Annotated in this window: 20 protein-coding genes and 4 tRNA genes; 15 read left to right on the top strand and 9 right to left on the bottom strand. The window is 58.0% G+C overall.

Going from position 1 to position 22,391, the window contains the following annotated elements:
* Positions 1–77: 77 nt before the first annotated feature.
* The 4 genes from ABLV52_RS11010 (at position 78) to ABLV52_RS10995 (ending at position 514) form a co-directional block, all read left to right on the top strand.
* Positions 78–154 (top strand) — tRNA-Arg (locus ABLV52_RS11010).
* A 55-nt stretch (positions 155–209) separates the two neighbouring features.
* Positions 210–285, top strand: a tRNA-His gene (locus ABLV52_RS11005).
* Between the two features lie 23 nt (positions 286–308).
* Positions 309–395 (top strand) — tRNA-Leu (locus ABLV52_RS11000).
* A 42-nt stretch (positions 396–437) separates the two neighbouring features.
* Positions 438–514 (top strand) — tRNA-Pro (locus ABLV52_RS10995).
* 462 nt (positions 515–976) lie between these two features.
* On the opposite strand, the gene hemY is transcribed toward ABLV52_RS10995, so the two are convergent.
* The 4 genes from hemY to hemC are packed head-to-tail and all read right to left on the bottom strand — an operon-like array spanning position 977 to position 5,058.
* A complete protein-coding gene (gene hemY / locus ABLV52_RS10990) occupies positions 977–2,173 on the bottom strand; it encodes a protoheme IX biogenesis protein HemY (protein ID WP_023291562.1) in 1,197 nt (398 codons plus the stop codon).
* Positions 2,174–2,176: 3 nt separating this feature from the next.
* Entirely contained in the window at positions 2,177–3,358 is a 1,182-nt protein-coding gene (gene hemX / locus ABLV52_RS10985) for a uroporphyrinogen-III C-methyltransferase (protein ID WP_348890369.1), read from the bottom strand.
* A 21-nt stretch (positions 3,359–3,379) separates the two neighbouring features.
* Positions 3,380–4,120, bottom strand: a complete 741-nt coding sequence (hemD, locus tag ABLV52_RS10980; RefSeq protein ID WP_023291564.1) for a uroporphyrinogen-III synthase — start codon at positions 4,118–4,120, stop codon at positions 3,380–3,382.
* The gene (gene hemC / locus ABLV52_RS10975; RefSeq protein WP_032454513.1) at positions 4,117–5,058 is read right to left on the bottom strand and encodes a hydroxymethylbilane synthase; all 942 of its coding nucleotides are present in this window, start codon (positions 5,056–5,058) and stop codon (positions 4,117–4,119) included. Before hemC ends, hemD begins: the two co-directional genes overlap by 4 nt.
* Before the next feature lie 358 nt (positions 5,059–5,416).
* On the opposite strand from hemC, the gene cyaA reads away from it, so the two are divergent.
* The gene (cyaA, locus tag ABLV52_RS10970; RefSeq protein WP_002883383.1) at positions 5,417–7,969 is read left to right on the top strand and encodes a class I adenylate cyclase; all 2,553 of its coding nucleotides are present in this window, start codon (positions 5,417–5,419) and stop codon (positions 7,967–7,969) included.
* A 134-nt stretch (positions 7,970–8,103) separates the two neighbouring features.
* Here the strand turns inward: cyaA and cyaY are convergent, their stop codons facing one another.
* Complete coding sequence (cyaY, locus tag ABLV52_RS10965; protein WP_348890368.1) at positions 8,104–8,424, bottom strand: iron donor protein CyaY; 321 nt, start codon at positions 8,422–8,424, stop codon at positions 8,104–8,106.
* A 138-nt stretch (positions 8,425–8,562) separates the two neighbouring features.
* On the opposite strand from cyaY, the gene ABLV52_RS10960 reads away from it, so the two are divergent.
* The 7 genes from ABLV52_RS10960 to corA all read left to right on the top strand — a co-directional run bounded on the left by ABLV52_RS10960 (position 8,563) and on the right by corA (position 15,477).
* Complete coding sequence (locus tag ABLV52_RS10960) at positions 8,563–8,766, top strand: lipoprotein (RefSeq protein ID WP_004886794.1); 204 nt, start codon at positions 8,563–8,565, stop codon at positions 8,764–8,766.
* A gap of 35 nt (positions 8,767–8,801) precedes the next feature.
* On the top strand, positions 8,802–9,626 hold the full coding sequence (gene dapF, locus ABLV52_RS10955) for a diaminopimelate epimerase (RefSeq protein WP_002883394.1): 825 nt from the start codon (positions 8,802–8,804) through the stop codon (positions 9,624–9,626).
* Positions 9,623–10,330: a DUF484 domain-containing protein gene (locus ABLV52_RS10950; RefSeq protein WP_044521756.1), complete on the top strand. Its 708-nt coding sequence runs from the start codon at positions 9,623–9,625 to the stop codon at positions 10,328–10,330. Before dapF ends, ABLV52_RS10950 begins: the two co-directional genes overlap by 4 nt.
* Entirely contained in the window at positions 10,327–11,229 is a 903-nt protein-coding gene (xerC, locus tag ABLV52_RS10945; protein ID WP_044521758.1) for a tyrosine recombinase XerC, read from the top strand. Before ABLV52_RS10950 ends, xerC begins: the two co-directional genes overlap by 4 nt.
* Positions 11,229–11,945, top strand: a complete 717-nt coding sequence (yigB, locus tag ABLV52_RS10940; protein WP_348890367.1) for a 5-amino-6-(5-phospho-D-ribitylamino)uracil phosphatase YigB — start codon at positions 11,229–11,231, stop codon at positions 11,943–11,945. The genes xerC and yigB overlap by 1 nt, the downstream gene beginning before the upstream one ends.
* A 63-nt stretch (positions 11,946–12,008) precedes the next feature.
* Positions 12,009–14,171: a DNA helicase II gene (uvrD, locus tag ABLV52_RS10935; RefSeq protein WP_348890366.1), complete on the top strand. Its 2,163-nt coding sequence runs from the start codon at positions 12,009–12,011 to the stop codon at positions 14,169–14,171.
* A gap of 355 nt (positions 14,172–14,526) precedes the next feature.
* Positions 14,527–15,477 carry a magnesium/cobalt transporter CorA gene (gene corA, locus ABLV52_RS10930; protein WP_002883400.1) on the top strand — a complete coding sequence of 317 codons (951 nt, stop codon included), beginning with the start codon at positions 14,527–14,529 and terminating at the stop codon, positions 15,475–15,477.
* Positions 15,478–15,561: 84 nt separating this feature from the next.
* Here corA and rarD read toward each other — a convergent pair whose 3' ends face one another.
* Both rarD and yigI read right to left on the bottom strand, forming a co-directional pair.
* Complete coding sequence (gene rarD, locus ABLV52_RS10925) at positions 15,562–16,458, bottom strand: EamA family transporter RarD (protein ID WP_023291570.1); 897 nt, start codon at positions 16,456–16,458, stop codon at positions 15,562–15,564.
* Positions 16,459–16,506: 48 nt separating this feature from the next.
* On the bottom strand, positions 16,507–16,971 hold the full coding sequence (yigI, locus tag ABLV52_RS10920; RefSeq protein WP_002883404.1) for an acyl-CoA thioesterase YigI: 465 nt from the start codon (positions 16,969–16,971) through the stop codon (positions 16,507–16,509).
* Positions 16,972–17,123: 152 nt separating this feature from the next.
* Here yigI and pldA point away from each other — a divergent pair, with 152 nt between their 5' ends.
* The 3 genes from pldA (at position 17,124) to rhtC (ending at position 20,560) form a co-directional block, all read left to right on the top strand.
* On the top strand, positions 17,124–17,984 hold the full coding sequence (gene pldA / locus ABLV52_RS10915) for a phospholipase A (protein ID WP_004886777.1): 861 nt from the start codon (positions 17,124–17,126) through the stop codon (positions 17,982–17,984).
* Positions 17,985–18,051: 67 nt separating this feature from the next.
* A complete protein-coding gene (gene recQ / locus ABLV52_RS10910) occupies positions 18,052–19,878 on the top strand; it encodes an ATP-dependent DNA helicase RecQ (protein ID WP_060591384.1) in 1,827 nt (608 codons plus the stop codon).
* 61 nt (positions 19,879–19,939) lie between these two features.
* Positions 19,940–20,560, top strand: coding sequence for a threonine export protein RhtC (gene rhtC, locus ABLV52_RS10905; RefSeq protein ID WP_048336567.1), 621 nt, complete (start codon positions 19,940–19,942; stop codon positions 20,558–20,560).
* 44 nt (positions 20,561–20,604) lie between these two features.
* On the opposite strand, the gene ABLV52_RS10900 is transcribed toward rhtC, so the two are convergent.
* Positions 20,605–21,549 (bottom strand): Rpn family recombination-promoting nuclease/putative transposase, encoded by a 945-nt coding sequence (locus tag ABLV52_RS10900; protein ID WP_348890365.1) that lies wholly within the window; start codon positions 21,547–21,549, stop codon positions 20,605–20,607.
* Positions 21,550–21,711: 162 nt separating this feature from the next.
* Positions 21,712–22,332, bottom strand: a complete 621-nt coding sequence (gene rhtB / locus ABLV52_RS10895) for a homoserine/homoserine lactone efflux protein (RefSeq protein ID WP_023302337.1) — start codon at positions 22,330–22,332, stop codon at positions 21,712–21,714.
* Between the last annotated feature and the right edge of the window lie 59 nt (positions 22,333–22,391).

The raw sequence follows: 22,391 nt of genomic DNA, 5'->3' as shown, positions 1-22,391 counted from the left end.
AAACGATAATTTTCTTTTAAAAGGCACTAGACAGCGGGGGAGGAAGTCCGTATTATCCGACCCCGCAACGGCGCTAAGCGCCCGTAGCTCAGCTGGATAGAGCGCTGCCCTCCGGAGGCAGAGGTCTCAGGTTCGAATCCTGTCGGGCGCACCATTAACCCGGTGCTGGAGCTGCGGTGGTTTTAATACCGCGTAAAAGGTTTGCAGTGGTGGCTATAGCTCAGTTGGTAGAGCCCTGGATTGTGATTCCAGTTGTCGTGGGTTCGAATCCCATTAGCCACCCCATTATTTGATAGAGTTGTGAATTTGCGAAGGTGGCGGAATTGGTAGACGCGCTAGCTTCAGGTGTTAGTGTTCTTACGGACGTGGGGGTTCAAGTCCCCCCCCTCGCACCACGACTTTAACGAATTGAACTAAAAATTCAAAAAGCAGTATTTCGGCGAGTAGCGCAGCTTGGTAGCGCAACTGGTTTGGGACCAGTGGGTCGGAGGTTCGAATCCTCTCTCGCCGACCAATTTTGAACCCCGCTTCGGCGGGGTTTTTTGTTTTCTGTGACTTCCTGCCATGACTTATTCCCCTGATCTTGCTGATAAAAAATCTTCTCTTTGCTTAAGAATACGCGTCAGGAAAACTCTCAATTCATCACTGTGGTAGATGCAATTTCCCTGGATCCTGTGCGATAATAATCGGGTAGATGCTCATTCCATCTCTTATGTTCGCCTTTGTGCCTCATAAACTCCGGAATGATGCAGAGCCGTTCTTACGGTGCTTATCGTCCACTGACAGATGTCGCATTTATGCCTCATCAAACACCATGGACATTACGTTGAGTGAAGCACCCAATTTGTTGTCAAACAGACCTGTTTTAACGCCTGCCCTGATTTCAGCGCAGGCGTTTTTTTCTTTCAGGGGGAGCGTCAACGGGAAGGCGGGGGAGAAGGGCTATCGCCCCGCAGGAGGCGATAGCCAGGTGAGGTTATTGCTGAGGGTTATTCTGCAACGTCAGCAGCAGACCATCGCGGCGCATGGTGGCCGCTTCCTCCGGTTGATGGAGGCGATCCAGAGCATCCGCCAGCCAGGCGTAATCAAAGGCATCCGGACGCTGCTTAAGCGCGGCGCGGAAGGCGATGCTGGCCTCCTGCCATTCGCCGTGCCGCATCAGCGACTGGCCCAGGGTGCTCCACAGCAGCGGACGATCGCCAACGGCTTTGATCTGCTGGCGCAGTACTTTCTCCAGCTGTTCCGGGTTATTGGTCTTCAGGCGCGGGATCGGCATCACCAGACGGTCGTCATACTGTTTCTTCAGACCATCAATAATAATTTGCTGCGCGGTATCGTGATCGTCGCTCTCGATGAGGCGCTCGGCCATCGCCACCTGCAGCGGCACCAGCGCCCGCGTTTTACGGCTCTGGTTGCGCCACCATTCGCGCAGCCCCTCGCTGCCGCCGTCGGCCAGCGCTTTGTCCATCAGGCCAACCCATGCCAGCTGTTCCAGCGCGGCGCGGTGCTCTTCATCGCCGACGTTAGCTTTCGCCATCGACGGAATGATATCCAGCAGCGACTGCCAGGCGCCGGTACGGGTATAAGCCTGTTCGGCGAGGCGCAGCACTTCCGGATGACGCGGGGTGATTTCCAGTAGCTTATCGATGCCATGACGCGCGGCGTGATTTTCATTGCGCGCCAGCTGCAGGCGAACGCGGGTGATTTCCACCGGGATCAGGTCATCGCCCGCCAGGTCGGTGGCGCGCTCCAGATGCTGGTTAGCCCGCGCTTCATCGCCGCGCTGCTGGGCCGCTTCCGCCGCCAGCAGATAGTTCACCACCGGCTGTTCGGCGTGATCGGCGTTTTTCGCCATCAGCTTCTCAACCTGCTGGTAATCACCTTCCGCCAGCTTAAGCAGCGCCTGCTCGGTTTGCTTACGCGCGCGACGGCGTTTACGGCCGACAAACCAGCCGCGCGTATGCGCCCCGGTGCGGAAAATACGGCGCAGCAGCCATTCAATGGCGAACAGCACCACCATGGCGAGGATCAGGATGATCACCAGCCCGGTCACGCTGGTCTCGATATTGTAATTATCGGTCTGGATCAGGACGTAGCCCTGATGCCCGGCGATCATCGGGCCAAGCACGATCCCGGCGATCAACAGTGCGAAGAGTAAAAGAATTTTCAGCATGCGTTACTCTCCTTGCGGCGCAGCGGGGGCCGCCGGTGCTGCAGGTGCAGGCGAGGGCGCGCCGCCTGCGGAAACGGCAGGCTGCGCCATCAGATTACGCACCCGGGTCTGCATCAGTTTTTCCAGCAACGCCTGGCTCTGCAGCGTTTCCGGCACCGTCATAGTAATGCTTTGCTGACTGAGCTTATCCACCTCTTCAAGGAAGGCTTTAGTGGTGGCGTCATCGGTATCGTAATAGGCGCGTACCCAGGTCGAGACGTTATCCAGCGACTGTTTCCAGGTCTCTTCCTGATGGCGCGGCACTGCCTGCGCGGCGACCAGCAGGCGAGAGCGAATATTTTCCCGCAGATAGATATCCTGATTCGGCGCCAGCAGCGGGACCGCCGTTTCATCGCGGCGGCGCACGGTGATAAAACTGTCCATAAAATTCTGCCAGCTTTTCTGCAGATTGACGCGCCATTCGCTGATGGAGCTGGAGAGCTCATCGCTATCAGAATCCATCGGCGAATCGTCATCGTTATTATCCGCCAGCCGCAGGTTATCGATTTGGTTCGCCAGCTGATTAACCTTGAGGATCATGCCGTCGTAGTCGACCTGGTTCACCGCGGAGAGGGTGGCGATATCGTCGGTGATCGCCCGGCGGGCGCCGATCAGGCTTGGGTCATTCATGTCGGCGAGGCTGGCGTCGGCGCTTTTCAGCAGCGCGGCGGCGGTGGTGACATCCTGATCGCTCCACAGCTTACGTCCCGCCAGCTTGACGAGGAAGTCGGCCTGGGCCAGCAGCCAGGTTTTGGCGTCGCTACCGGAAATGATCGCCACTTTTTGCTGGACTTCGTCCAGATGTTTGGCCAGCGTCTCCTGCTGATGTTTGGCTTCGTTTAGCTGCTCGGCCTGCTGTTTGATAATGCCTTCCAGTTCGCTTTTTTGGCTCTCCTGCGCTTTTTGCAGCGCCGCGACCTGGCTTGATAATTCAGAGGTGGTTTCGTTTTGACGCGAGGCCTGCTGTTTGTTCAGGCCATACAGGCCGATACCGGCGGCTATCGCAATGGCGATAGCGATCGCGCTGAGCGCCAGGCTGGTTTTGTTGCCAGCCTTCTTCTTATCAGTGTTCTCTGGCTGTGGTGTGGTCTCCACGGCCTCCCTGGTCTCTTCAACCACGGCGGATTGATTTTGTTGTTCCGTCATTATGGCTTCCAATGTTGAGAGTTATTGTAATGCGCGTAGCAGCGCATCGTTGTCGGCGCTATCGGCAACCTGAATCTCCTGCCAGCCCAGCTCCCGGGCCTGAAGGGCCAGACGTTCGCTGACAACGACAACGCGGCAGTGCAGGAGCCACCGTTCGCGATACCATTGCGGTATTAACGACCATAGCTGCTGCAGCATCTCGCCGCTGGTGACCACCAGCGTGGTGACCCCGCGAGATTGCCAGCGCATCGCTTCTTCTGCGCCATCATAATGCTTTGCACTACGTTGATAACATTCACAAAATGTGACCCTGGCGCCGCGCTCGGTCAGCGTCGCGCCTAAGAGTTCCCGCCCACCATTGCCGCGTAAGATCAGCGCATTCTTCCCGGCAATGTTTTGTAATTCAGGTAATTGTAGCAAGACTTCGCTAATTTCCCGATCTAACGGGTAATGGATGTGCTGCCCGCTGACCGTATGCAGGGCCAGCGCCGTCGTGCGGCCAATGGCAAAATAACGCGGGGAAGTGGGCCAGGGCATACCCTGTTGCTGCAGACGGGCATGGGCGAACTCCACCGCATGCTGGGACAGCGCGAACAGCAGATCGTCAGGCCCCAGGCGGGCAAGCGCGTCGCCCAGCGCGGGAAGCTCCCGACCGGGCGTAAATTCTATCAGCGGAAAGCTCCAGGCCACGCGTCCCATGGCCCGCAGACGGCTGACCAGCGCTTCTCCTTGCGGTAGTGGACGAGTGACCAGGATGCTCATCGTGGGGCTTCTCCATCATAAACTGCCGCGAGAATATCGCGGGCGCCGTTATCCAGGAGCTCTTCCGCCAGCGAGATGCCAAGCGCTTCGGCCTGCTCTGCTGGCCCGCGCCGTTCGCCGCGTACCATCTGCGAACCATCCGGGGCGCCAACCAGCGCCCGCAGCCACAGTTCACCGTCTTTCAGTTCCGCATAGCTACCAATCGGCACCTGACAGCCGCCTTCGAGACGCGTGTTCATCGCCCGCTCGGCGCGCACGCGCACTGCCGTTTCCGTATGGTTGAGAGGCGCTAACAGCCCCTGGGTCCATGCATCGTCGAGACGGCATTCGATGCCCACCGCGCCCTGGCCGACCGCCGGCAGAGATTGCTCAGGCGACAGCGGCTGGCGAATTCGCGCCTCGAGCTGCAGGCGCTTCAGGCCGGCGGCGGCGAGGATGATGGCGTCATACTCGCCGTTATCCAGCTTACTCAGTCGGGTACCGACGTTACCGCGCAGAGAGCGGATCACCAGATCCGGACGGGTGGCGGCCAGCTGGCACTGACGGCGTAAACTTGACGTGCCAACGACGCTGCCGGCCGGGAGTTCATCAATCGAGGCATAGCGATTGGAGACAAACGCGTCGCGCGGATCGTCGCGCTCGCAGATAGTCACCAGCCCCAGCCCCTCCGGGAATTCCACCGGCACATCTTTCATCGAATGAACGGCGATATCGGCGCGCCCTTCGAGCATGGCAAGCTCTAACTCTTTCACAAATAAGCCCTTGCCACCCACCTTTGCCAGGGGAGTATCAAGGATGACATCCCCGCGAGTGACCATCGGCACCAGCTCGACCTTCAGTCCGGGATGCGCTTGTTCCAGGCGCGCTTTAACATATTGCGCCTGCCATAGCGCAAGCGGGCTTTGCCGTGTGGCAATTTTCAAAACTTTGTCTAACATGCTTGTTACCGTCATTGTCGACCACTAACCATCCTAACATTGTTGTCTTACGGATGTTAGTTTTCACGGTTTATGTGGGAGATAGCTCCGGCCCACTCTTTTTTAACCTTTCATGCGCGTGGGCGGTTGCCGGAGGCGTAGTGAGGAATTTACAGGTAATAAACGGTGCTACACTTGTATGTAGCGCATCTTTCTTTACGGTCAATGAGCAAGGTGTTAAATTGATCACGTTTTAAACCATTTGTCTGTCCGCTGCTCTTCACAACCACACCGACGACGAATGGTGACGGTTTTTGTTGAAATACTGAAATCCTCCGTACTATTGTACCTCGGGTTTTTGAACATCAGGCGATATGTCTTGTACCTCTATATTGAGACACTGAAACAGAGACTGGATGCCATCAACCAACTGCGCGTGGATCGCGCGCTTGCTGCCATGGGACCCGCTTTCCAGCAGGTTTACAGTCTACTGCCAACGTTATTACATTATCATCACCCGCTGATGCCGGGTTACCTTGACGGTAACGTTCCCCGTGGCATTTGCCTCTACACGCCTGATGAAACCCAACGCCACTATCTTGAAGAACTGGAACTGCATCGCGGCATGCAGACCCAGGAGCCGCCGAAAGGCGAGTTGCCGATCACCGGCGTCTACTCGATGGGCAGTACCTCCTCCGTCGGCCAGAGCTGTTCTTCCGATCTGGATATCTGGGTATGTCACCAGGCCTGGCTGGATAGCGAAGAGCGCCAGCTGCTGCAGCGAAAATGCAGCCTGCTTGAGAGCTGGGCGGCCTCGCTCGGTGTGGAAGTCAGCTTCTTCCTGATCGACGAAAACCGTTTCCGCCATAACGAAAGCGGCAGCCTCGGCGGCGAAGACTGCGGTTCGACCCAGCATATTTTACTGCTCGATGAGTTCTACCGCACCGCGGTCCGTCTCGCCGGCAAGCGTATTCTGTGGAATATGGTGCCGTGCGATGAAGAAGAGCATTACGACGATTACGTCATGGGGCTGTATGCCCAGGGCGTGCTGACGCCAAACGAGTGGCTCGATCTCGGCGGCCTCAGTTCGCTGTCGGCGGAAGAGTACTTCGGCGCCAGCCTGTGGCAGCTGTATAAGAGTATCGACTCCCCCTATAAAGCGGTGCTGAAAACGCTGCTGCTGGAAGCCTATTCCTGGGAATACCCCAATAACCGCCTGCTGGCGAAAGATATCAAACAGCGCCTGCACGATGGCGAGATCGTCTCCTTCGGCCTCGACCCGTACTGTATGATGCTGGAGCGCGTCACCACCTACCTGCAGGCCATCGAAGATGAAACCCGTCTCGACCTGGTGCGCCGCTGCTTCTATCTGAAAGTGTGTGAAAAACTCAGCCGCGAACGCGCCTGCGTCGGCTGGCGTCGCGAAGTCGTCAGCCAGCTGGTCAACGCGTGGGGCTGGGATGAAAAGCGTCTGATGATGCTCGACAACCGCGCGAACTGGAAAATTGATGAAGTGCGCAAGGCGCACAACGAACTGCTCGATGCGATGATGCAGAGCTATCGTAATCTGATCCGCTTCGCGCGGCGCAATAACCTCAGCGTCTCCGCCAGTCCGCAGGATATTGGCGTGCTGACGCGTAAGCTGTATGCGGCTTTTGAAGCGCTGCCGGGCAAAGTGACGCTGGTGAACCCGCAAATTTCGCCGGACCTGTCGGAACCGAATCTGACCTTTATCCACGTGCCGCCGGGTCGCGCCAACCGTACCGGTTGGTATCTGTACAACCGCGCGCCGGATATGGAATCGATCATCAGCCATCAGCCGCTGGAATATAACCGTTATCTTAATAAGCTGGTGGCCTGGGCCTGGTTTAACGGCCTGCTGACCTCACGCACCCGCCTGTTTATTAAGGGCAACGGCATCGTCGATCTGGCGAAGCTGCAGGAGATGGTGGCCGACGTGTCGCACCACTTCCCGCTGCGCCTGCCGGCGCCGACGCCAAAAGCGCTATACAGCCCATGCGAAATTCGCCACCTGGCGATTATCGTCAACCTCGAATATGACCCGACGGCGGCCTTCCGCAATCAGGTGGTGCACTTTGATTTCCGTAAGCTTGATGTTTTCAGCTTCGGCGAAGAGCAAAAATGCCTGATCGGCAGCGTCGACCTGCTGTATCGCAACTCGTGGAACGAAGTGCGTACCCTGCATTTCAACGGCGAGCAGGCGATGATCGAAGCGCTGAAAACGATCCTCGGTAAAATGCATCAGGACGCCGCGCCGCCGGACAGCGTGGAGGTGTTCTGCTATAGCCAGCACTTGCGCGGCCTGATCCGTACCCGCGTACAGCAGATGATCTCCGAGTGCATCGAACTGCGTCTCTCCAGTACCCGCCAGGATACCGGGCGCTTTAAAGCGCTGCGCGTCTCCGGCCAGACCTGGGGGCTGTTCTTCGAGCGTCTCAATGTTTCGGTGCAGAAGCTGGAAAACGCCATTGAATTCTACGGCGCTATCTCGCACAACAAGCTCCACGGCCTGTCGGTGCAGGTGGAAACCAATCACGTTAAGCTGCCGGCGGTGGTGGACGGCTTCGCCAGCGAAGGGATTATTCAGTTCTTCTTTGAAGACGCGGATAACAACGACAGCGGCTTTAACATCTATATTCTCGATGAGAGCAACCGCGCTGAGGTGTATCACCACTGCGAGGGCAGCAAAGAGGAGCTGGTGCGCGACGTCAGCCGCTTCTATTCGTCATCGCACGATCGTTTTACCTACGGCTCCAGCTTTATCAACTTCAACCTGCCGCAGTTCTATCAGATTGTCGAGGTGGACGGGCGCACCCAGGTGATCCCTTTCCGCACTCAGGCGATTGCCGCCGCGATACCCACCAGCCAGGACGTTACCGCCTCGCCGGTGCTGCAGCAGCGCTACTCGTAGATTTGGCCCGGATAAGTCGTGAGCCGCTATCCGGAGATATTCCCTGCTTGCGCTGCGCTTAGCAGGGCTACGGTTCTAAGACGTCGGGTAGCCCGGATAAGGCGCGATGCGCCGCCATCCGGGGAAACACGTCATTAACGGAATCTCACCGTCTCACCGGCCTGCTGACTTGCCGCCTGCTCCAGCAGATCCCAGAAGGTCTCGCCGCTGCGATCGCAGATCCACTCGTCGCCTTTGAGATTGAAATGGTAGCCGCCCTGTTTGGTGGCCAGCCATACCTGGTGCAGCGGCTCCTGACGGTTAATAATGATTTTGCTGCCGTTTTCAAAGCTGATGGTCAGCACGCCGCCGTTGATTTCGCAGTCGATGTCGCTATCGCCGTCCCAGTCGTCCAGGCGTTCTTCGATGGTCATCCACAGGCTGTCGGCAAGGCGATGAAATTCACTGTCATTCATGATTCTGTCCCGCATTTTTGAGATTGGCGGCAGTATAGCGCGAAACAAAAGCGCGCGCAGTCAGATGCTAAAGGCTTGCTTTTACGCCTTCTCCTGCGATGATAGAAAGCAGAAAGAATGAATCACGGGCAACTATCAATGAAAAACGTTTTTCCTACGCTTGCCGTTTTGTTTGCGATCTTCAGCCTGACCGGCTGCGGTCTGAAAGGGCCTCTCTATTTCCCGCCGGCTGACAAAACTGCGCCGCCGCCGACAAAACCGGTTAACCCGGGCATTCAGAGCTCAACGCCGGATCGTAACGATCGTGGCGATACCGGTGGTCCGAGCCAGGTCAATTACTAACGATAACGTTCTGTTCCGCGCAACTGGAGTAGATGATGCAGTTCTCTAAAATGCATGGCCTTGGCAACGATTTTATGGTCGTTGACGCGGTAACGCAGAATGTTTTTTTCTCGCCGGAGCTGATTCGCCGCCTGGCGGATCGCCACCTTGGCGTCGGGTTCGATCAGCTGTTAGTGGTGGAGCCGCCCTACGATCCGGATCTGGATTTCCATTACCGGATCTTTAATGCCGACGGCAGCGAAGTGTCGCAGTGCGGCAACGGCGCGCGCTGTTTCGCACGCTTCGTCCGGCTGAAAGGCCTGACCAATAAACGTGACATCCGCGTGAGTACGGCCAACGGCCGTATGGTATTAAGCGTAACGGAAGACGATCTGGTGCGGGTGAACATGGGCGAGCCCAACTTCGAGCCCTCCCAGGTGCCGTTCCGCGCCAACAAAGCGGAAAAGACCTATATCATGCGTGCCGCCGAGCAGACAGTATTGTGCGGCGTGGTATCCATGGGGAACCCGCACTGCGTTATCCAGGTGGATGATGTGGATACGGCGGCGGTGGAAACCCTCGGCCCGGTAATGGAAAGCCATGAGCGTTTTCCGGAGCGCGCCAATATCGGCTTTATGCAGGTGGTTGGCCGGTCCCATATCCGTCTGCGCGTCTACGAACGCGGCGCAGGGGAAACTCAGGCCTGCGGCAGCGGCGCCTGCGCCGCGGTGGCGGTGGGGATCCAGCAGGGGCTGCTCGCTGAAACGGTACGTGTGGAATTACCCGGCGGTCGTCTTGATATCGCCTGGAAAGGCCCGGGCCAGCCGCTGTTTATGACCGGCCCGGCGGCCCATGTCTATGATGGATTTATTCATTTATGAAACCAATCGGGGAAGAACAACAGGAGGTCGCCAGCGCATTGAACGATCGCGCCGTGGTGGACTATCTGTTGCAACATCCTGAATTTTTTATTCGTAATGCCGCCCAGGTCGAACACCTCCGCGTCCCGCATCCGGTACGCGGTACGATTTCGCTGGTGGAGTGGCATATGATGCGGGCGCGTAACCATATTCATGTGCTGGAAGAGAATATGTCGCTGCTGATGGAGCAGGCGGTCGCCAATGAAAGCCTGTTCCAGCGCCTGCTGCAGCTGCAAACGCGGCTGGCGGCGGCGGAGAGCCTCGACGATATGCTCAACCGCCTTCACCGCTGGGCGCGCGAGCTGGGGCTGGCGGGCGCCACGGTGCGCCTGTTCCCTGACAGCTGGCGCCTCGGCGCGCCTTCGAAGTTTACCCATCTGGCGTTAAGCCGGCAGGCGTTTGAGCCGATCCGTATTCAACGTCTGGGCCAGGCGCGCCACTACCTTGGGCCGCTCAACGGTCCGGAGCTGCTGGTGGTGCTGCCGGAGGCGAAAGCCATTGGGTCAGTGGCGATGTCGCTGCTGGGCGGCGATAATGCCCCCGGCGTGATGCTCTTTAGCAGCCGCGATGCGCAGCATTATCAGCCAGGACAGGGGACGCAGCTGCTGCAGGAGATTGCCCAGATGCTGCCCGGCCTGCTGGAGCGCTGGATTGAACGCGCATGACCGATTCTCCTCTCTTCTCCGCCGTCTCCCGCTTTCTGCGCCACCTGGGCGTTGAACGCCAGCTCAGCCCGATCACGTTACTGAATTACCAGCGACAGCTGGACGCGCTGATCGCCCTGGCGGATGAGGCGGGTCTGAAAAGCTGGTCGCAGTGCGATGCCGCTCAGGTGCGAAGCTTTGCGGTGCGCAGTCGCCGCGCGGGGTTAGGCCCGGCGAGCCTGGCGCTTCGCCTGTCGGCGCTGCGCAGTTTCTTCGACTGGCTGGTCGGCCAGGGCGAGCTCAGCGCCAACCCGGCGAAAGGGATCGCCGCGCCGAAAATTCCCCGTCACCTGCCGAAAAATATCGATGTCGATGACGTCAATCGGCTGCTGGATATCGATCTCAACGATCCGCTGGCGGTGCGCGACCGGGCGATGCTGGAGGTGATGTACGGCGCGGGGCTGCGTTTATCCGAGCTGGTCAACCTTGATATCAAACATCTCGATCTCGAAAGCGGCGAGGTCTGGGTGATGGGCAAAGGCAGCAAAGAGCGCCGTTTGCCGATCGGTCGCAACGCCGTGATGTGGATTGAGCACTGGCTGGATTTACGCGGCCTGTTCGGTACCGACGACGACGCGCTGTTTTTGTCGAAACTGGGCAAGCGCATTTCGGCGCGCAACGTACAGAAGCGGTTCGCCGAGTGGGGCATTAAGCAGGGGCTGAACAGCCATGTGCATCCGCACAAGCTTCGCCACTCCTTTGCCACCCATATGCTGGAGTCCAGCGGCGATCTGCGCGGTGTGCAGGAGCTGTTGGGTCATGCTAACCTCTCCACCACCCAAATTTATACCCATCTCGACTTTCAACACCTTGCCTCGGTGTACGATGCCGCGCATCCGCGCGCAAAACGGGGGAAATAATGCGTTTTTACCGACCTCTGGGCCAGATTTCCGCGCTGACGTTTGACCTGGACGATACCCTTTATGATAACCGCCCGGTAATTGACCGGACGATGCACGAGTCGCTGGCTTTTGTGCGCAGCTACCATCCGTCGCTCAGCCAGTTCGACGCCCATGAGCTTAATCAGCTGCGCCAGACGCTGCTGGCATCCGAGCCTGAGATCTATCACGACGTGACCGTCTGGCGCCACCGTGCGCTGGAGTTAGGCATGCGTAACGCCGGCCTCTCCGCCGACGCGGCGAAAGCGGGGGCCGATGCGGCGATGGAACACTTCGCCCACTGGCGAAGCCGCGTCGATGTCCCGCAGGAGACCCACGATACGCTGGCGAAGCTGGCGGAGAAGTGGCCGCTGGTGGCGATTACCAACGGCAACGCCCGACCAGAGCTGTTCGGCCTGAGCGACTATTTCCGCTTTGTGCTGCGCGCCGGGCCGGATGGCCGCTCCAAGCCGTTTGCCGACATGTACCATCTGGCGGCGGAGCGCCTGAACTTACCGCTCGGGCATATTCTGCACGTCGGCGATGACCTGACCACTGACGTCGCCGGATCGCTGCGCTGTGGCATGCAGGCATGCTGGATCAAACCGCAAGGCGCGGACCTGATGCACACCGCGGACAGCCGCCTGCTGCCGCATATTGAAATTTCACGGTTGGCATCTCTGGCCTCGCTGATATAATCACCAGTCACTCTGTATATATTAACAGGGGTTCGTGGAACCCCTTCTCTTCCGGCGGTGCCAATGGACGTTTCTTACCTGCTCGACAGCCTCAATGACAAACAGCGTGAAGCCGTAGCGGCCTCGCGCACCAACATGCTGGTGCTGGCAGGGGCGGGCAGTGGTAAGACGCGCGTTCTGGTGCACCGTATCGCCTGGCTGCTGAGCGTAGAGAACTGCTCGCCGTATTCTATTATGGCGGTGACCTTTACCAACAAAGCGGCGGCAGAGATGCGCCATCGTATCGGCCAGCTGATGGGCACCACCCAGGGCGGCATGTGGGTGGGCACCTTCCACGGCCTGGCCCACCGCCTGCTGCGCGCGCACCATCTGGACGCCAACCTGCCGCAGGATTTCCAAATCCTTGATAGCGAAGACCAGTTGCGCCTGCTGAAGCGTCTGATTAAGGCGATGAACCTCGATGAGAAGCAGTGGCCGCCGCGTCAGGCGATGTGGTACATCAACAGCCAGAAAGATGAAGGGCTGCGTCCGCATCATATTCAGAGCTACGGTAACCCGGTCGAGCAGACCTGGCAGAAGGTCTATCAGGCCTATCAGGAAGCCTGCGATCGCGCCGGGCTGGTGGACTTCGCCGAACTGCTGCTGCGCGCCCACGAGCTGTGGCTGAATAAGCCGCATATCCTCCAGCACTACCGCGAGCGTTTCACCAATATCCTCGTCGACGAATTCCAGGATACCAACAACATTCAATACGCCTGGATCCGCCTGCTGGCGGGCGATACCGGCAAGGTGATGATCGTCGGCGATGACGATCAGTCGATTTACGGCTGGCGTGGCGCGCAGGTCGAGAACATTCAGCGCTTCCTTAACGATTTTCCCGGTGCGGAAACCATCCGCCTTGAGCAGAACTATCGCTCGACCAGCAACATCCTCAGCGCCGCCAACGCCCTGATTGAAAACAACAACGGTCGCCTGGGCAAGAAGCTTTGGACCGACGGCGCCGACGGCGAGCCAATCTCGCTGTACTGCGCTTTCAACGATCTCGACGAAGCTCGCTTCGTGGTGAACCGGATAAAAACCTGGCAGGAGAACGGCGGGGCGCTGGAGCAGTGCGCCATCCTCTATCGCAGCAACGCCCAGTCGCGCGTGCTGGAAGAGGCGCTTCTGCAGGCCAGCATGCCGTACCGCATCTATGGCGGCATGCGCTTCTTCGAGCGCCAGGAAATCAAAGATGCGCTCTCGTACCTGCGTCTGATCGCCAACCGCAACGACGATGCGGCGTTTGAGCGCGTAGTCAATACGCCGACCCGCGGCATCGGCGACCGCACGCTGGACGTGGTGCGCCAGACGTCGCGCGATCGTCAGCTGACGCTGTGGCAGGCCAGCCGCGAGCTGCTGAAAGATAAAGCGCTGGTCGGTCGCGCCGCCAGCGCCTTGCAGCGCTTTATGGAGCTGATTGACGCGCTGGCGCAGGAGACCACCGATATGCCGCTGCACGTCCAGACCGATCGGGTGATTAAAGACTCCGGGCTGCGCGCGATGTACGAGCAGGAGAAAGGCGAGAAGGGCCAGACCCGTATTGAAAACTTAGAGGAGCTGGTGACGGCGACGCGCCAGTTCAGCTACAACGAAGAAGATGAAGATCTGATGCCGCTGCAGGCGTTCCTCTCCCACGCCGCGCTGGAAGCGGGCGAAGGGCAGGCGGACACCTGGCAGGACGCGGTTCAGCTGATGACCCTGCACTCGGCGAAAGGGCTGGAGTTCCCGCAGGTGTTCATCGTCGGCGTCGAAGAGGGGATGTTCCCGAGCCAGATGGCCCTTGATGAAGGCGGCCGCCTGGAAGAAGAGCGTCGTCTGGCCTACGTTGGCGTGACGCGCGCCATGCAGAAGCTGACGCTGACCTACGCGGAAACCCGCCGTCTGTACGGCAAAGAGGTTTACCATCGCCCGTCGCGCTTTATTGGAGAACTGCCGCAGGAGTGCGTAGAAGAGGTGCGTCTGCGGGCCACGGTAAGCCGCCCGGTAAACCATCAGCGACTGGGCGCGCCGATTGCCGAGAGCGATACCGGCTACAAATTAGGCCAGCGCGTACGACATCCGAAGTTTGGCGAAGGCACCATCGTCAACCTCGAAGGCAGCGGCGAGCACAGCCGGCTGCAGGTGGCATTTCAGGGTCAGGGGATCAAATGGCTGGTAGCGGCTTACGCCCGGCTCGAGGAAGTGTAACTTTAAGAAAAATATCATTATTTTGTAATATTCTGCTACCTTTATACGTTAAGGCGCCTGATTTGCGCTTTCGCGTTCCGTTGCGTGTTGACGCCGATTTTGCGCTGGCGTAACATGCGCGCACGATTACGCTAAGAGGACATTCGCCTTGGACACACCCAGTAGATGCTGGCTCAACTTCCTGTCATTCAGGAACAACTCCTAAGGCTATCCTCTTATGCTGATAGCCTTAGCGGTTGTCAGCGACCTGCCCCATTCCCGTCGCGCTGAGTCAGGCTTAATGGTCTGAAACCCAATTTGTTTCTGTGTGCCCACCGAACTGTCCGATAATTTTTTTGCATTGGGAGTCCCGGTCATGCTGAGCGCATTTCAACTGGAAAACAATCGTTTAACGCGCCTGGAAGCCGATGAGATCAAGCACCTCGCCAGCTCGGTGTGGGTCGATCTGGTCGAGCCTGACGATGATGAGCGAAGCCGCGTGCAGACGGAACTGGGTCAGAACCTGGCGACGCGCCCGGAACTGGAAGATATCGAAGCCTCCGCACGTTTCTTTGAAGATGAAGACGGGTTACATATCCACTCCTTCTTCTTTTTCGAAGATGCCGACGATCACGCGGGTAACTCTACCGTGGCGTTTACTATCCGCGAAGGGCGCCTGTTTACGCTGCGCGAGCGTGAACTGCCGGCTTTTCGCCTCTACCGCATGCGCGTGCGTAACCAGACGCTGGTGGACGGCAACGCTTACGAGCTGTTGTTAGATCTGTTCGAAACCAAAATCGAACAGCTGGCGGATGAGATAGAAAACATCTACAGCGACCTGGAAAAGCTGAGTCGCGTGATTATGGAAGGCCACCAGGGCGATGAGTACGACGAAGCGCTGTCGACGCTGGCGGAACTGGAAGATATCGGCTGGAAGGTCCGCCTCTGTTTGATGGATACCCAGCGCGCGCTGAACTTCCTCGTACGTAAGGCGCGCCTGCCGGCGGGCCAGCTGGAGCAGGCGCGGGAGATCCTGCGCGATATCGAATCCCTGCTGCCGCACAACGAATCGCTGTTCCAGAAGGTGAACTTCCTGATGCAGGCGGCGATGGGCTTTATCAATATCGAACAGAACCGCATCATTAAGATCTTCTCGGTGGTGTCGGTGGTGTTCCTGCCGCCAACTCTGGTGGCCTCCAGCTACGGAATGAACTTTGAATTTATGCCGGAGCTGCACTGGAGCTTCGGCTATCCGGGGGCGATCGTCTTTATGATGCTGGCCGGCCTGGCGCCGTATCTCTACTTCAAGCGTAAAAACTGGCTGTAGTTGTTGTGCCGGATGCGCTTCGCTTATCCGGCCTGGGTGCTGGACTTTTGTAAGCCGGATAGGGCACAGACGCTATCCGGCAATCTACTGGCTCCGACGCCCCCGTCTTTGCGTATACACCGCATCCATCACGAATATCGCCAGCGCCACCCAGATAAAGCCAAAGGTGACCATTTTATCCTTGCCCGGCACTTCGCCGTAGAACGTCACCGCCAGCAGGAACATCAGCGTTGGGCCGATGTACTGGAAAAAGCCCAGCGTGGAGAGCCGCAGACGCGTTGCCGCCCCGGTGAAGCACAGCAGAGGGATGGTGGTCACCACGCCCGCCGCCATCAGCAGCAGATTGAGCGACCAGGGGTTCTGCCCCATATGGCTGGTGGGGCTGTCGGTGATGCCGAACAGCCAAATCGCCGCCACCGGCAACAGCCACAGCGTTTCCACCAGCATGCCGGTCTGCGCATCGACAGCGATTTTCTTGCGCACCAGACCATAAAAGGCAAAGCTGAAGGCCAGCCCCAGGCCGATAATCGGCAGCGAACCAAAGGTCCAGAGCTGCACCAGCACGCCGCAAAAGGCGAGGATCATCGCCAGCCACTGCAGGCGACGGAAACGTTCGCCAAGGAAAATCATCCCTAACAGAATATTCACCAGCGGGTTGATAAAGTAGCCGAGACTGGCTTCCAGCATATGGTGGTTATTCACCGCCCAGATGAACAGCAGCCAGTTGCCGCCGACCAGCACCGCAGAGAGCGCCAGCAGGAAGATCTTGCGCGGCGTCTTCAGCAGCTTTTTCACCTGCGGCCACTGGCGGCTGACGCTGATGAGCGCCACCATGAAGAAGAAAGACCAGATCACGCGATGGGTCAGAATTTCATCGGCGGGAACATAGTAGATAAGTTTGAAGTACGCCGGCGCGATACCCCAGATAAAGTAGGCGGCGAGGGCCAGAATAATCCCCAACCGCGTCTGTTTCGCATCCATCGGTAAAATCCATTGCCAAAGAGAGTGATGTTACTCGATTTTGGCCAATCAACCCACCATATAGGTCGCTGTTGCGCTGGCAATATATACCTGCGCTTCGTTATGCAGTTCCACACGGGCTACCGCCACTTTATTGCCGGCGCGCAGCAGGGTGCTGGTCGCGGTAAAACGTTCGCCGCGGCCCGGACGCAGGTAGTCCACGCGCAGGTCGATGGTTCCCATGCGGGAAAGCCGCTGGCGCAGCTCTTCTTCGTTGATAGTGTCATGGCGGGTAAGGGTGCTGCCAACGCAGACCAGCCCTGCGGCGACGTCCAGCGCGGAGGCGATCACTCCGCCATGCAGAATGCTTTGCGCCCAGTTGCCGACCATCATCGGCTGATTATTAAAGCTGAGCTGGGCAAACGCTTTTTCATAGCGCTCCAGTTCGAGGCCGAGGGCGCGGTTAAACGGCATGTGATAGACGAAAATCTCCCCCACCAGTTTCAGAGCTGCTTCGGCAGTAAGTTCGGACATAACACCGGTTCCATTCGTTAATAAAATGTTGATTTTATGCTTCTAAAATATTGATTTCCACTTTCGGAGTGGATTAGGGGGCAGGGGATTAATAAACAGGTAGAATGTCTTCAGGTTAAACAAAAATAAAAACTATTTATCAGGAGACCAGCATGCGTATCTCTTTGGCCTGCCTGGCGGCGCTGTGCGCGCTACCGGCTGGTGTTATGGCGCAGGATGCGTCGGTACACGACAAACCAGCAGTGCGCGGCAGTATTATCGCCAACCTGCTACAGGATCATGATAATCCTTTTCTGCTCTACCCTTATGAAAGCAACTATCTGCTCTACACGTGGACCAGCGATCTCAATAAAGAGGCGATTCGCAGCTATGACTGGGCCGAAAATGCCCGTAAAGATGAAGTGAAGTTTCAGCTGAGCCTCGCCTTCCCGCTGTGGCGCGGCATCCTGGGGGATAATTCGCTGCTCGGCGCGTCCTATACCCAGAAATCCTGGTGGCAGCTCTCCAACAGCAAAGAGTCGGCGCCGTTTCGCGAAACCAACTACGAACCCCAGCTGTTTCTTGGCTTTGCGACCGACTATCAGTTTGCCGGCTGGACGTTGCGCGATATCGAAATGGGATATAACCACGACTCGAATGGCCGTTCCGATCCCACCTCGCGCAGCTGGAACCGGCTTTATGCCCGCCTGATGGCGCAAAATGGCAACTGGCTGGTGGAAGTGAAACCCTGGTATGTGGTGGGCAGCACCGATGATAACCCGGACATCACCAAATATATGGGTTATTACCGCCTGAAGGTGGGCTACCAGCTGGGCGAGGCGATCCTTAGCGCGCAGGGGCAATACAACTGGAATACTGGCTACGGCGGGGCGGAACTTGGGGTGAGCTATCCCATCACCAAACATGTTCGCGCTTACACCCAGATCTACAGCGGCTACGGCGAATCGCTTATCGACTACAACTTTAATCAAACGCGCGTCGGCGTCGGGCTAATGCTTAACGATCTGTTTTAATCGTTGCACTCTGGCTCGCAGGCGCTGAAAATAGCGCCTGTTTTCTTTTCAGGCAAATGGGGTCAACGTGGCACAGGCGGAAGTATTAAATCAGGAATCGCTGGCTAGGCAGGTTTTACAAGAGACCTTCGGCTACCAGCAGTTCCGTCCTGGCCAGGAGACGATTATCGAGACGGCGCTCGAGGGCCGTGACTGCCTGGTGGTTATGCCGACCGGTGGCGGCAAGTCGCTGTGTTATCAGGTACCGGCGCTGGTCATGGGCGGCCTGACGGTCGTGGTCTCGCCGCTGATCTCGCTGATGAAAGATCAGGTCGATCAACTGCTGGCCAACGGCGTGGCGGCGGCCTGTTTGAACTCGACGCAAAGCCGCGAACAGCAGCAGGACGTGATGGCCGGCTGCCGCAGCGGGCAGGTTCGTCTGCTGTATATCGCCCCGGAACGGTTGATGCTCGACAACTTCCTTGAGCATCTGGCGAACTGGAATCTGGCGATGCTGGCGGTGGACGAAGCGCACTGCATCTCTCAGTGGGGCCATGACTTCCGCCCGGAATATGCCGCGCTGGGCCAGCTGCGTCAGCGGATGCCGCAGATCCCGTTTATGGCGTTGACCGCCACCGCCGATGACACCACCCGCCGCGATATCGTCCGTCTGCTGGGACTTAACGATCCGCTGATTCAGGTCAGCAGCTTCGACCGGCCGAACATCCGCTATATGCTGATGGAGAAATTCAAGCCGCTCGACCAGCTGATGCGCTACGTCCAGGATCAGCGAGGCAAATCGGGCATTATCTACTGCAACAGCCGTTCGAAAGTGGAAGATACCGCCGCGCGTCTGCAGAGCCGCGGCATCAGCGCGGCGGCTTACCATGCCGGCCTGGAAAACGACGTGCGCGCCGACGTGCAGGAGAAATTCCAGCGCGACGATCTGCAGATTGTGGTGGCGACAGTGGCCTTTGGGATGGGCATCAACAAGCCGAACGTCCGCTTTGTGGTGCATTTTGATATCCCGCGCAATATTGAATCCTACTATCAGGAGACCGGCCGCGCCGGGCGTGACGGCCTGCCGGCGGAAGCGATGCTGTTTTACGATCCGGCGGACATGGCGTGGCTGCGCCGCTGTCTGGAAGAGAAGCCCGCCGGACCGCTGCAGGATATCGAACGGCATAAGCTGAACGCGATGGGGGCGTTTGCTGAAGCCCAGACCTGTCGTCGTCTGGTGCTGCTGAACTACTTTGGCGAAGGACGCCAGGAGCCGTGCGGTAACTGCGATATCTGTCTTGATCCGCCGAAGCAGTATGATGGCTTAATGGACGCCCGCAAGGCGCTCTCCACTATTTATCGGGTTAACCAGCGCTTCGGGATGGGTTACGTGGTGGAAGTCCTGCGTGGCGCCAACAATCAGCGCATCCGCGAGATGGGCCACGATAAGCTCCCGGTATACGGTATCGGCCGGGAACAGAGTCACGAGCACTGGGTGAGCGTGATCCGCCAACTGATTCACCTTGGGCTGGTGACGCAGAATATCGCCCAGCACTCCGCGCTGCAGCTGACCGAAGCCGCACGCCCGGTGCTGCGCGGCGACGTTCCGCTGCAGCTTGCCGTACCGCGTATCGTGGCGCTGAAGCCGAAGGCGATGCAGAAATCCTTCGGCGGTAATTACGATCGTAAGCTGTTTGCCAAGCTGCGCAAGTTACGTAAAGCGATTGCCGATGAAGAAAACATTCCCCCGTACGTGGTCTTCAACGACGCGACGCTGATTGAGATGGCGGAGCAGTCGCCGCTAACCGCTGGCGAAATGCTCAGCGTCAACGGCGTAGGGACACGTAAACTCGAGCGTTTCGGCAAGCCGTTTATGGCGCTGATCCGGTCGCATGTCGATGGCGACGATGAGTAGTCAGCTGGCTATAAAAGTGCCAGAATAGTTATCCTCTTCATTATTTTCCTGCGAGTTAACTATGCTGATGCTTTTCCTCACCGTGGCGCTGGTGCATATCATTGCGCTAATGAGCCCGGGGCCGGATTTTTTCTTTGTCTCACAAACGGCCATCAGCCGCTCGCGCAGAGAGGCGATGATGGGCGTACTGGGGATCACCTGCGGCGTGATGATCTGGGCGGGGGTTGCGCTGCTCGGCCTGAACCTGATCCTCGCCAGAATGGCATGGCTGCACAACATCATTATGATCGGCGGTGGCTTGTACCTGTGCTGGATGGGCTATCAGATGTTGCGCGGCGCGTTGAAAAAAGAGGCGGTGTCCCCGGCAGAACCGCAGGTTGAACTGGCCCGCAGCGGACGCAGCTTCCTGAAGGGATTGCTGACCAATCTGGCGAACCCGAAAGCGATTATCTACTTCGGCTCGGTGTTTTCGCTGTTCGTCGGTGACAGCGTTGGCGCCGGCGCGCGCTGGGGCATTTTTCTGCTGATTATCATGGAGACGCTGGCCTGGTTTTTGGTGGTTGCCAGCCTGTTCGCCCTGCCGGGGATGCGCCGCGGCTATCAGCGGATGGCGAAGTGGATCGACGGTATCGCCGGCACGCTGTTTGCGGGCTTCGGCATCCACCTGATAATCTCGCGTTAACCTGGCGCGATGCTCCACCCGGCTTTATCCGGGTGGAGAAAGTGTCAGTGACGAAGCCGCTGCAGCTCGTCTTCAGACAGACCGGTCATTTCCATAATCGCTTCGTCATCAATCCCGCGTTTGCGCATCGCTTCGGCAACCTGCAGCAAGGCCTGATGTTTGCCTTCCTTTATACCTTCCTTTATACCTTCCTTTATGCCTTGCTGTACGCCTTTCCTGATGCCTTTTTCCATACCTTCTGCGAGCCATGTTTCCGCCAGCGTCATCAGTAATCCTCCATGCTGCGGCACGCGCTGTGCCAGCCCGTATAAGAGTGCCCGAGTATCCTCGGCATCCCCTGCCTGAGCCATATAGTTTACCAATACGGTGATTTGTTGTCCGCTCATCTGCTCCAGCATTAAGAGTTGGGTCAACTTATCCAGCAATTGCGCCATATCGCGCTGGCGGATGTGTTTTTGCACCAGCGTCAGGGCCGCCATGCTGCGGTGCTGCATAATGTCGTCGTCGGGGATCACCGTGATATCGACCAGCGGAAACGCCCCGCTATAGAGCTGGCGGGCGGTCTCGGGATCGGCGAAATTATCCAGCCAGCTCATAGACCAGGGATAGGGGCTGCGTCGTCCCTGATAGAAGAGGACCGGAATAACCAGAGGCAGCGTTTTATGGCCGCTCTCCAGATGGCGCTGCATGGCGGCGACGGCATAGCGCATTAAGCGAAAGGCCATCAGTTTATCGGGGGCGCTCTGGTGCTCGATCAGAACATGGACATACCCTTTACCGCGGGTGGTTTCCAGCGAATAGAGAATATCGCTGTAGTAGGGCCTGAGATCGTCTTCAAGAAAGCTGCCGGATTCCAGACGCAGGGTATCCAGTTTGCAGATCGCTGTTAACGACGGTGGCAGGTGGATCTCGATAAAATCGCGCGCTGTCTCTGCCCGCGACAGAAAAGTTTTAAATACCGCATCATGTGGGGTCGCCGTTTCTGCCATCGCCGTTCATCCGTGAATCACGTCTCTGACGGCATCCTGGCACGGCGGGCTCAGCGTCGACAGCGGGCAAAAAGATTAATTTCCCGCTTTGCGCGCCGGCTCGCGCAGAGAGATGGCTTCGCCCGCCAGGCGAACCTCTCTTTGCGAGCGAGATTCCATCATTCAGGCGTGACGGGCGGAGGCAAGCAGCGCCCCAACCAGCATAAACAGTGAACCAAAGACTTTGTTCAGCGCCTTCATCTGCTTTGGCCCCTTAATCCATGCTGAAATGCGCTGTGCGAGGGTTGCATAGCCAATCATCACAATGATATCGACGACGATGGTGGTGACGCCCAGAACGAGATACTGCATCACCTGGGGCTGGTGGGGCAGGATAAACTGTGGAAACAGGGCGGCCAGAAAAACGATGCTTTTAGGATTGGTGAGATTCACGAACACCGCCCGCTGGAACAGTTTGCCGCGGGTCTGCGCCTTCGCCAGCGTATTCAGGTCGATGGCCCCTGCCGCGCGCCATTGCTGGATACCCAGCCAGATCAGGTAGGCTGCGCCGGCCCATTTCAGCACCTCAAAGGCCAGCACCGAGCGGGAGAAGAGAGTGCCGAGGCCGACGCCGACCAGCACGATATGAATGGCCAGCCCGGTCTGCAAACCGGCAATCGACGCCACCGCGCCGCGGTAACCGTGGTTAATGGAGGTGGTCATGGTATTAATCGCTCCGGAACCCGGGGACAGGCTGAGAATGATTGATGTCAGCAGGTAGGCGAACCACCACTCAATGGTCATGAGAAACTCCCTGATTGTCTGTTTTTATGCCACAATACGCTATTGTGTCAGCATTGTGT

This window comes from Klebsiella sp. GB_Kp056, assembly GCF_040064755.1.
GTDB lineage: Bacteria > Pseudomonadota > Gammaproteobacteria > Enterobacterales > Enterobacteriaceae > Klebsiella > Klebsiella quasipneumoniae.
Note: the sequence above shows the minus strand (reverse complement) of the source record. Positions and strands in the feature narration are given on the sequence as shown.

Coding starts and splice junctions, on each gene's coding strand:
- hemX (WP_348890369.1), bottom strand. CDS start 3,358: ATGACGGAACAACAAAATCAATCCGCCGTGGTTGAAGAGACCAGGGAG.
- ABLV52_RS10960 (WP_004886794.1), top strand. CDS start 8,563: ATGAAAAACGTTTTTCCTACGCTTGCCGTTTTGTTTGCGATCTTCAGC.
- ABLV52_RS10950 (WP_044521756.1), top strand. CDS start 9,623: ATGAAACCAATCGGGGAAGAACAACAGGAGGTCGCCAGCGCATTGAAC.
- yigB (WP_348890367.1), top strand. CDS start 11,229: ATGCGTTTTTACCGACCTCTGGGCCAGATTTCCGCGCTGACGTTTGAC.
- ABLV52_RS10900 (WP_348890365.1), bottom strand. CDS start 21,549: ATGGCAGAAACGGCGACCCCACATGATGCGGTATTTAAAACTTTTCTG.
- pldA (WP_004886777.1), top strand. CDS start 17,124: ATGCGTATCTCTTTGGCCTGCCTGGCGGCGCTGTGCGCGCTACCGGCT.
- dapF (WP_002883394.1), top strand. CDS start 8,802: ATGCAGTTCTCTAAAATGCATGGCCTTGGCAACGATTTTATGGTCGTT.
- hemC (WP_032454513.1), bottom strand. CDS start 5,058: ATGTTAGACAAAGTTTTGAAAATTGCCACACGGCAAAGCCCGCTTGCG.
- rhtC (WP_048336567.1), top strand. CDS start 19,940: ATGCTGATGCTTTTCCTCACCGTGGCGCTGGTGCATATCATTGCGCTA.
- corA (WP_002883400.1), top strand. CDS start 14,527: ATGCTGAGCGCATTTCAACTGGAAAACAATCGTTTAACGCGCCTGGAA.
- hemY (WP_023291562.1), bottom strand. CDS start 2,173: ATGCTGAAAATTCTTTTACTCTTCGCACTGTTGATCGCCGGGATCGTG.
- rarD (WP_023291570.1), bottom strand. CDS start 16,458: ATGGATGCGAAACAGACGCGGTTGGGGATTATTCTGGCCCTCGCCGCC.
- hemD (WP_023291564.1), bottom strand. CDS start 4,120: ATGAGCATCCTGGTCACTCGTCCACTACCGCAAGGAGAAGCGCTGGTC.
- rhtB (WP_023302337.1), bottom strand. CDS start 22,332: ATGACCATTGAGTGGTGGTTCGCCTACCTGCTGACATCAATCATTCTC.
- yigI (WP_002883404.1), bottom strand. CDS start 16,971: ATGTCCGAACTTACTGCCGAAGCAGCTCTGAAACTGGTGGGGGAGATT.
- xerC (WP_044521758.1), top strand. CDS start 10,327: ATGACCGATTCTCCTCTCTTCTCCGCCGTCTCCCGCTTTCTGCGCCAC.
- uvrD (WP_348890366.1), top strand. CDS start 12,009: ATGGACGTTTCTTACCTGCTCGACAGCCTCAATGACAAACAGCGTGAA.
- cyaY (WP_348890368.1), bottom strand. CDS start 8,424: ATGAATGACAGTGAATTTCATCGCCTTGCCGACAGCCTGTGGATGACC.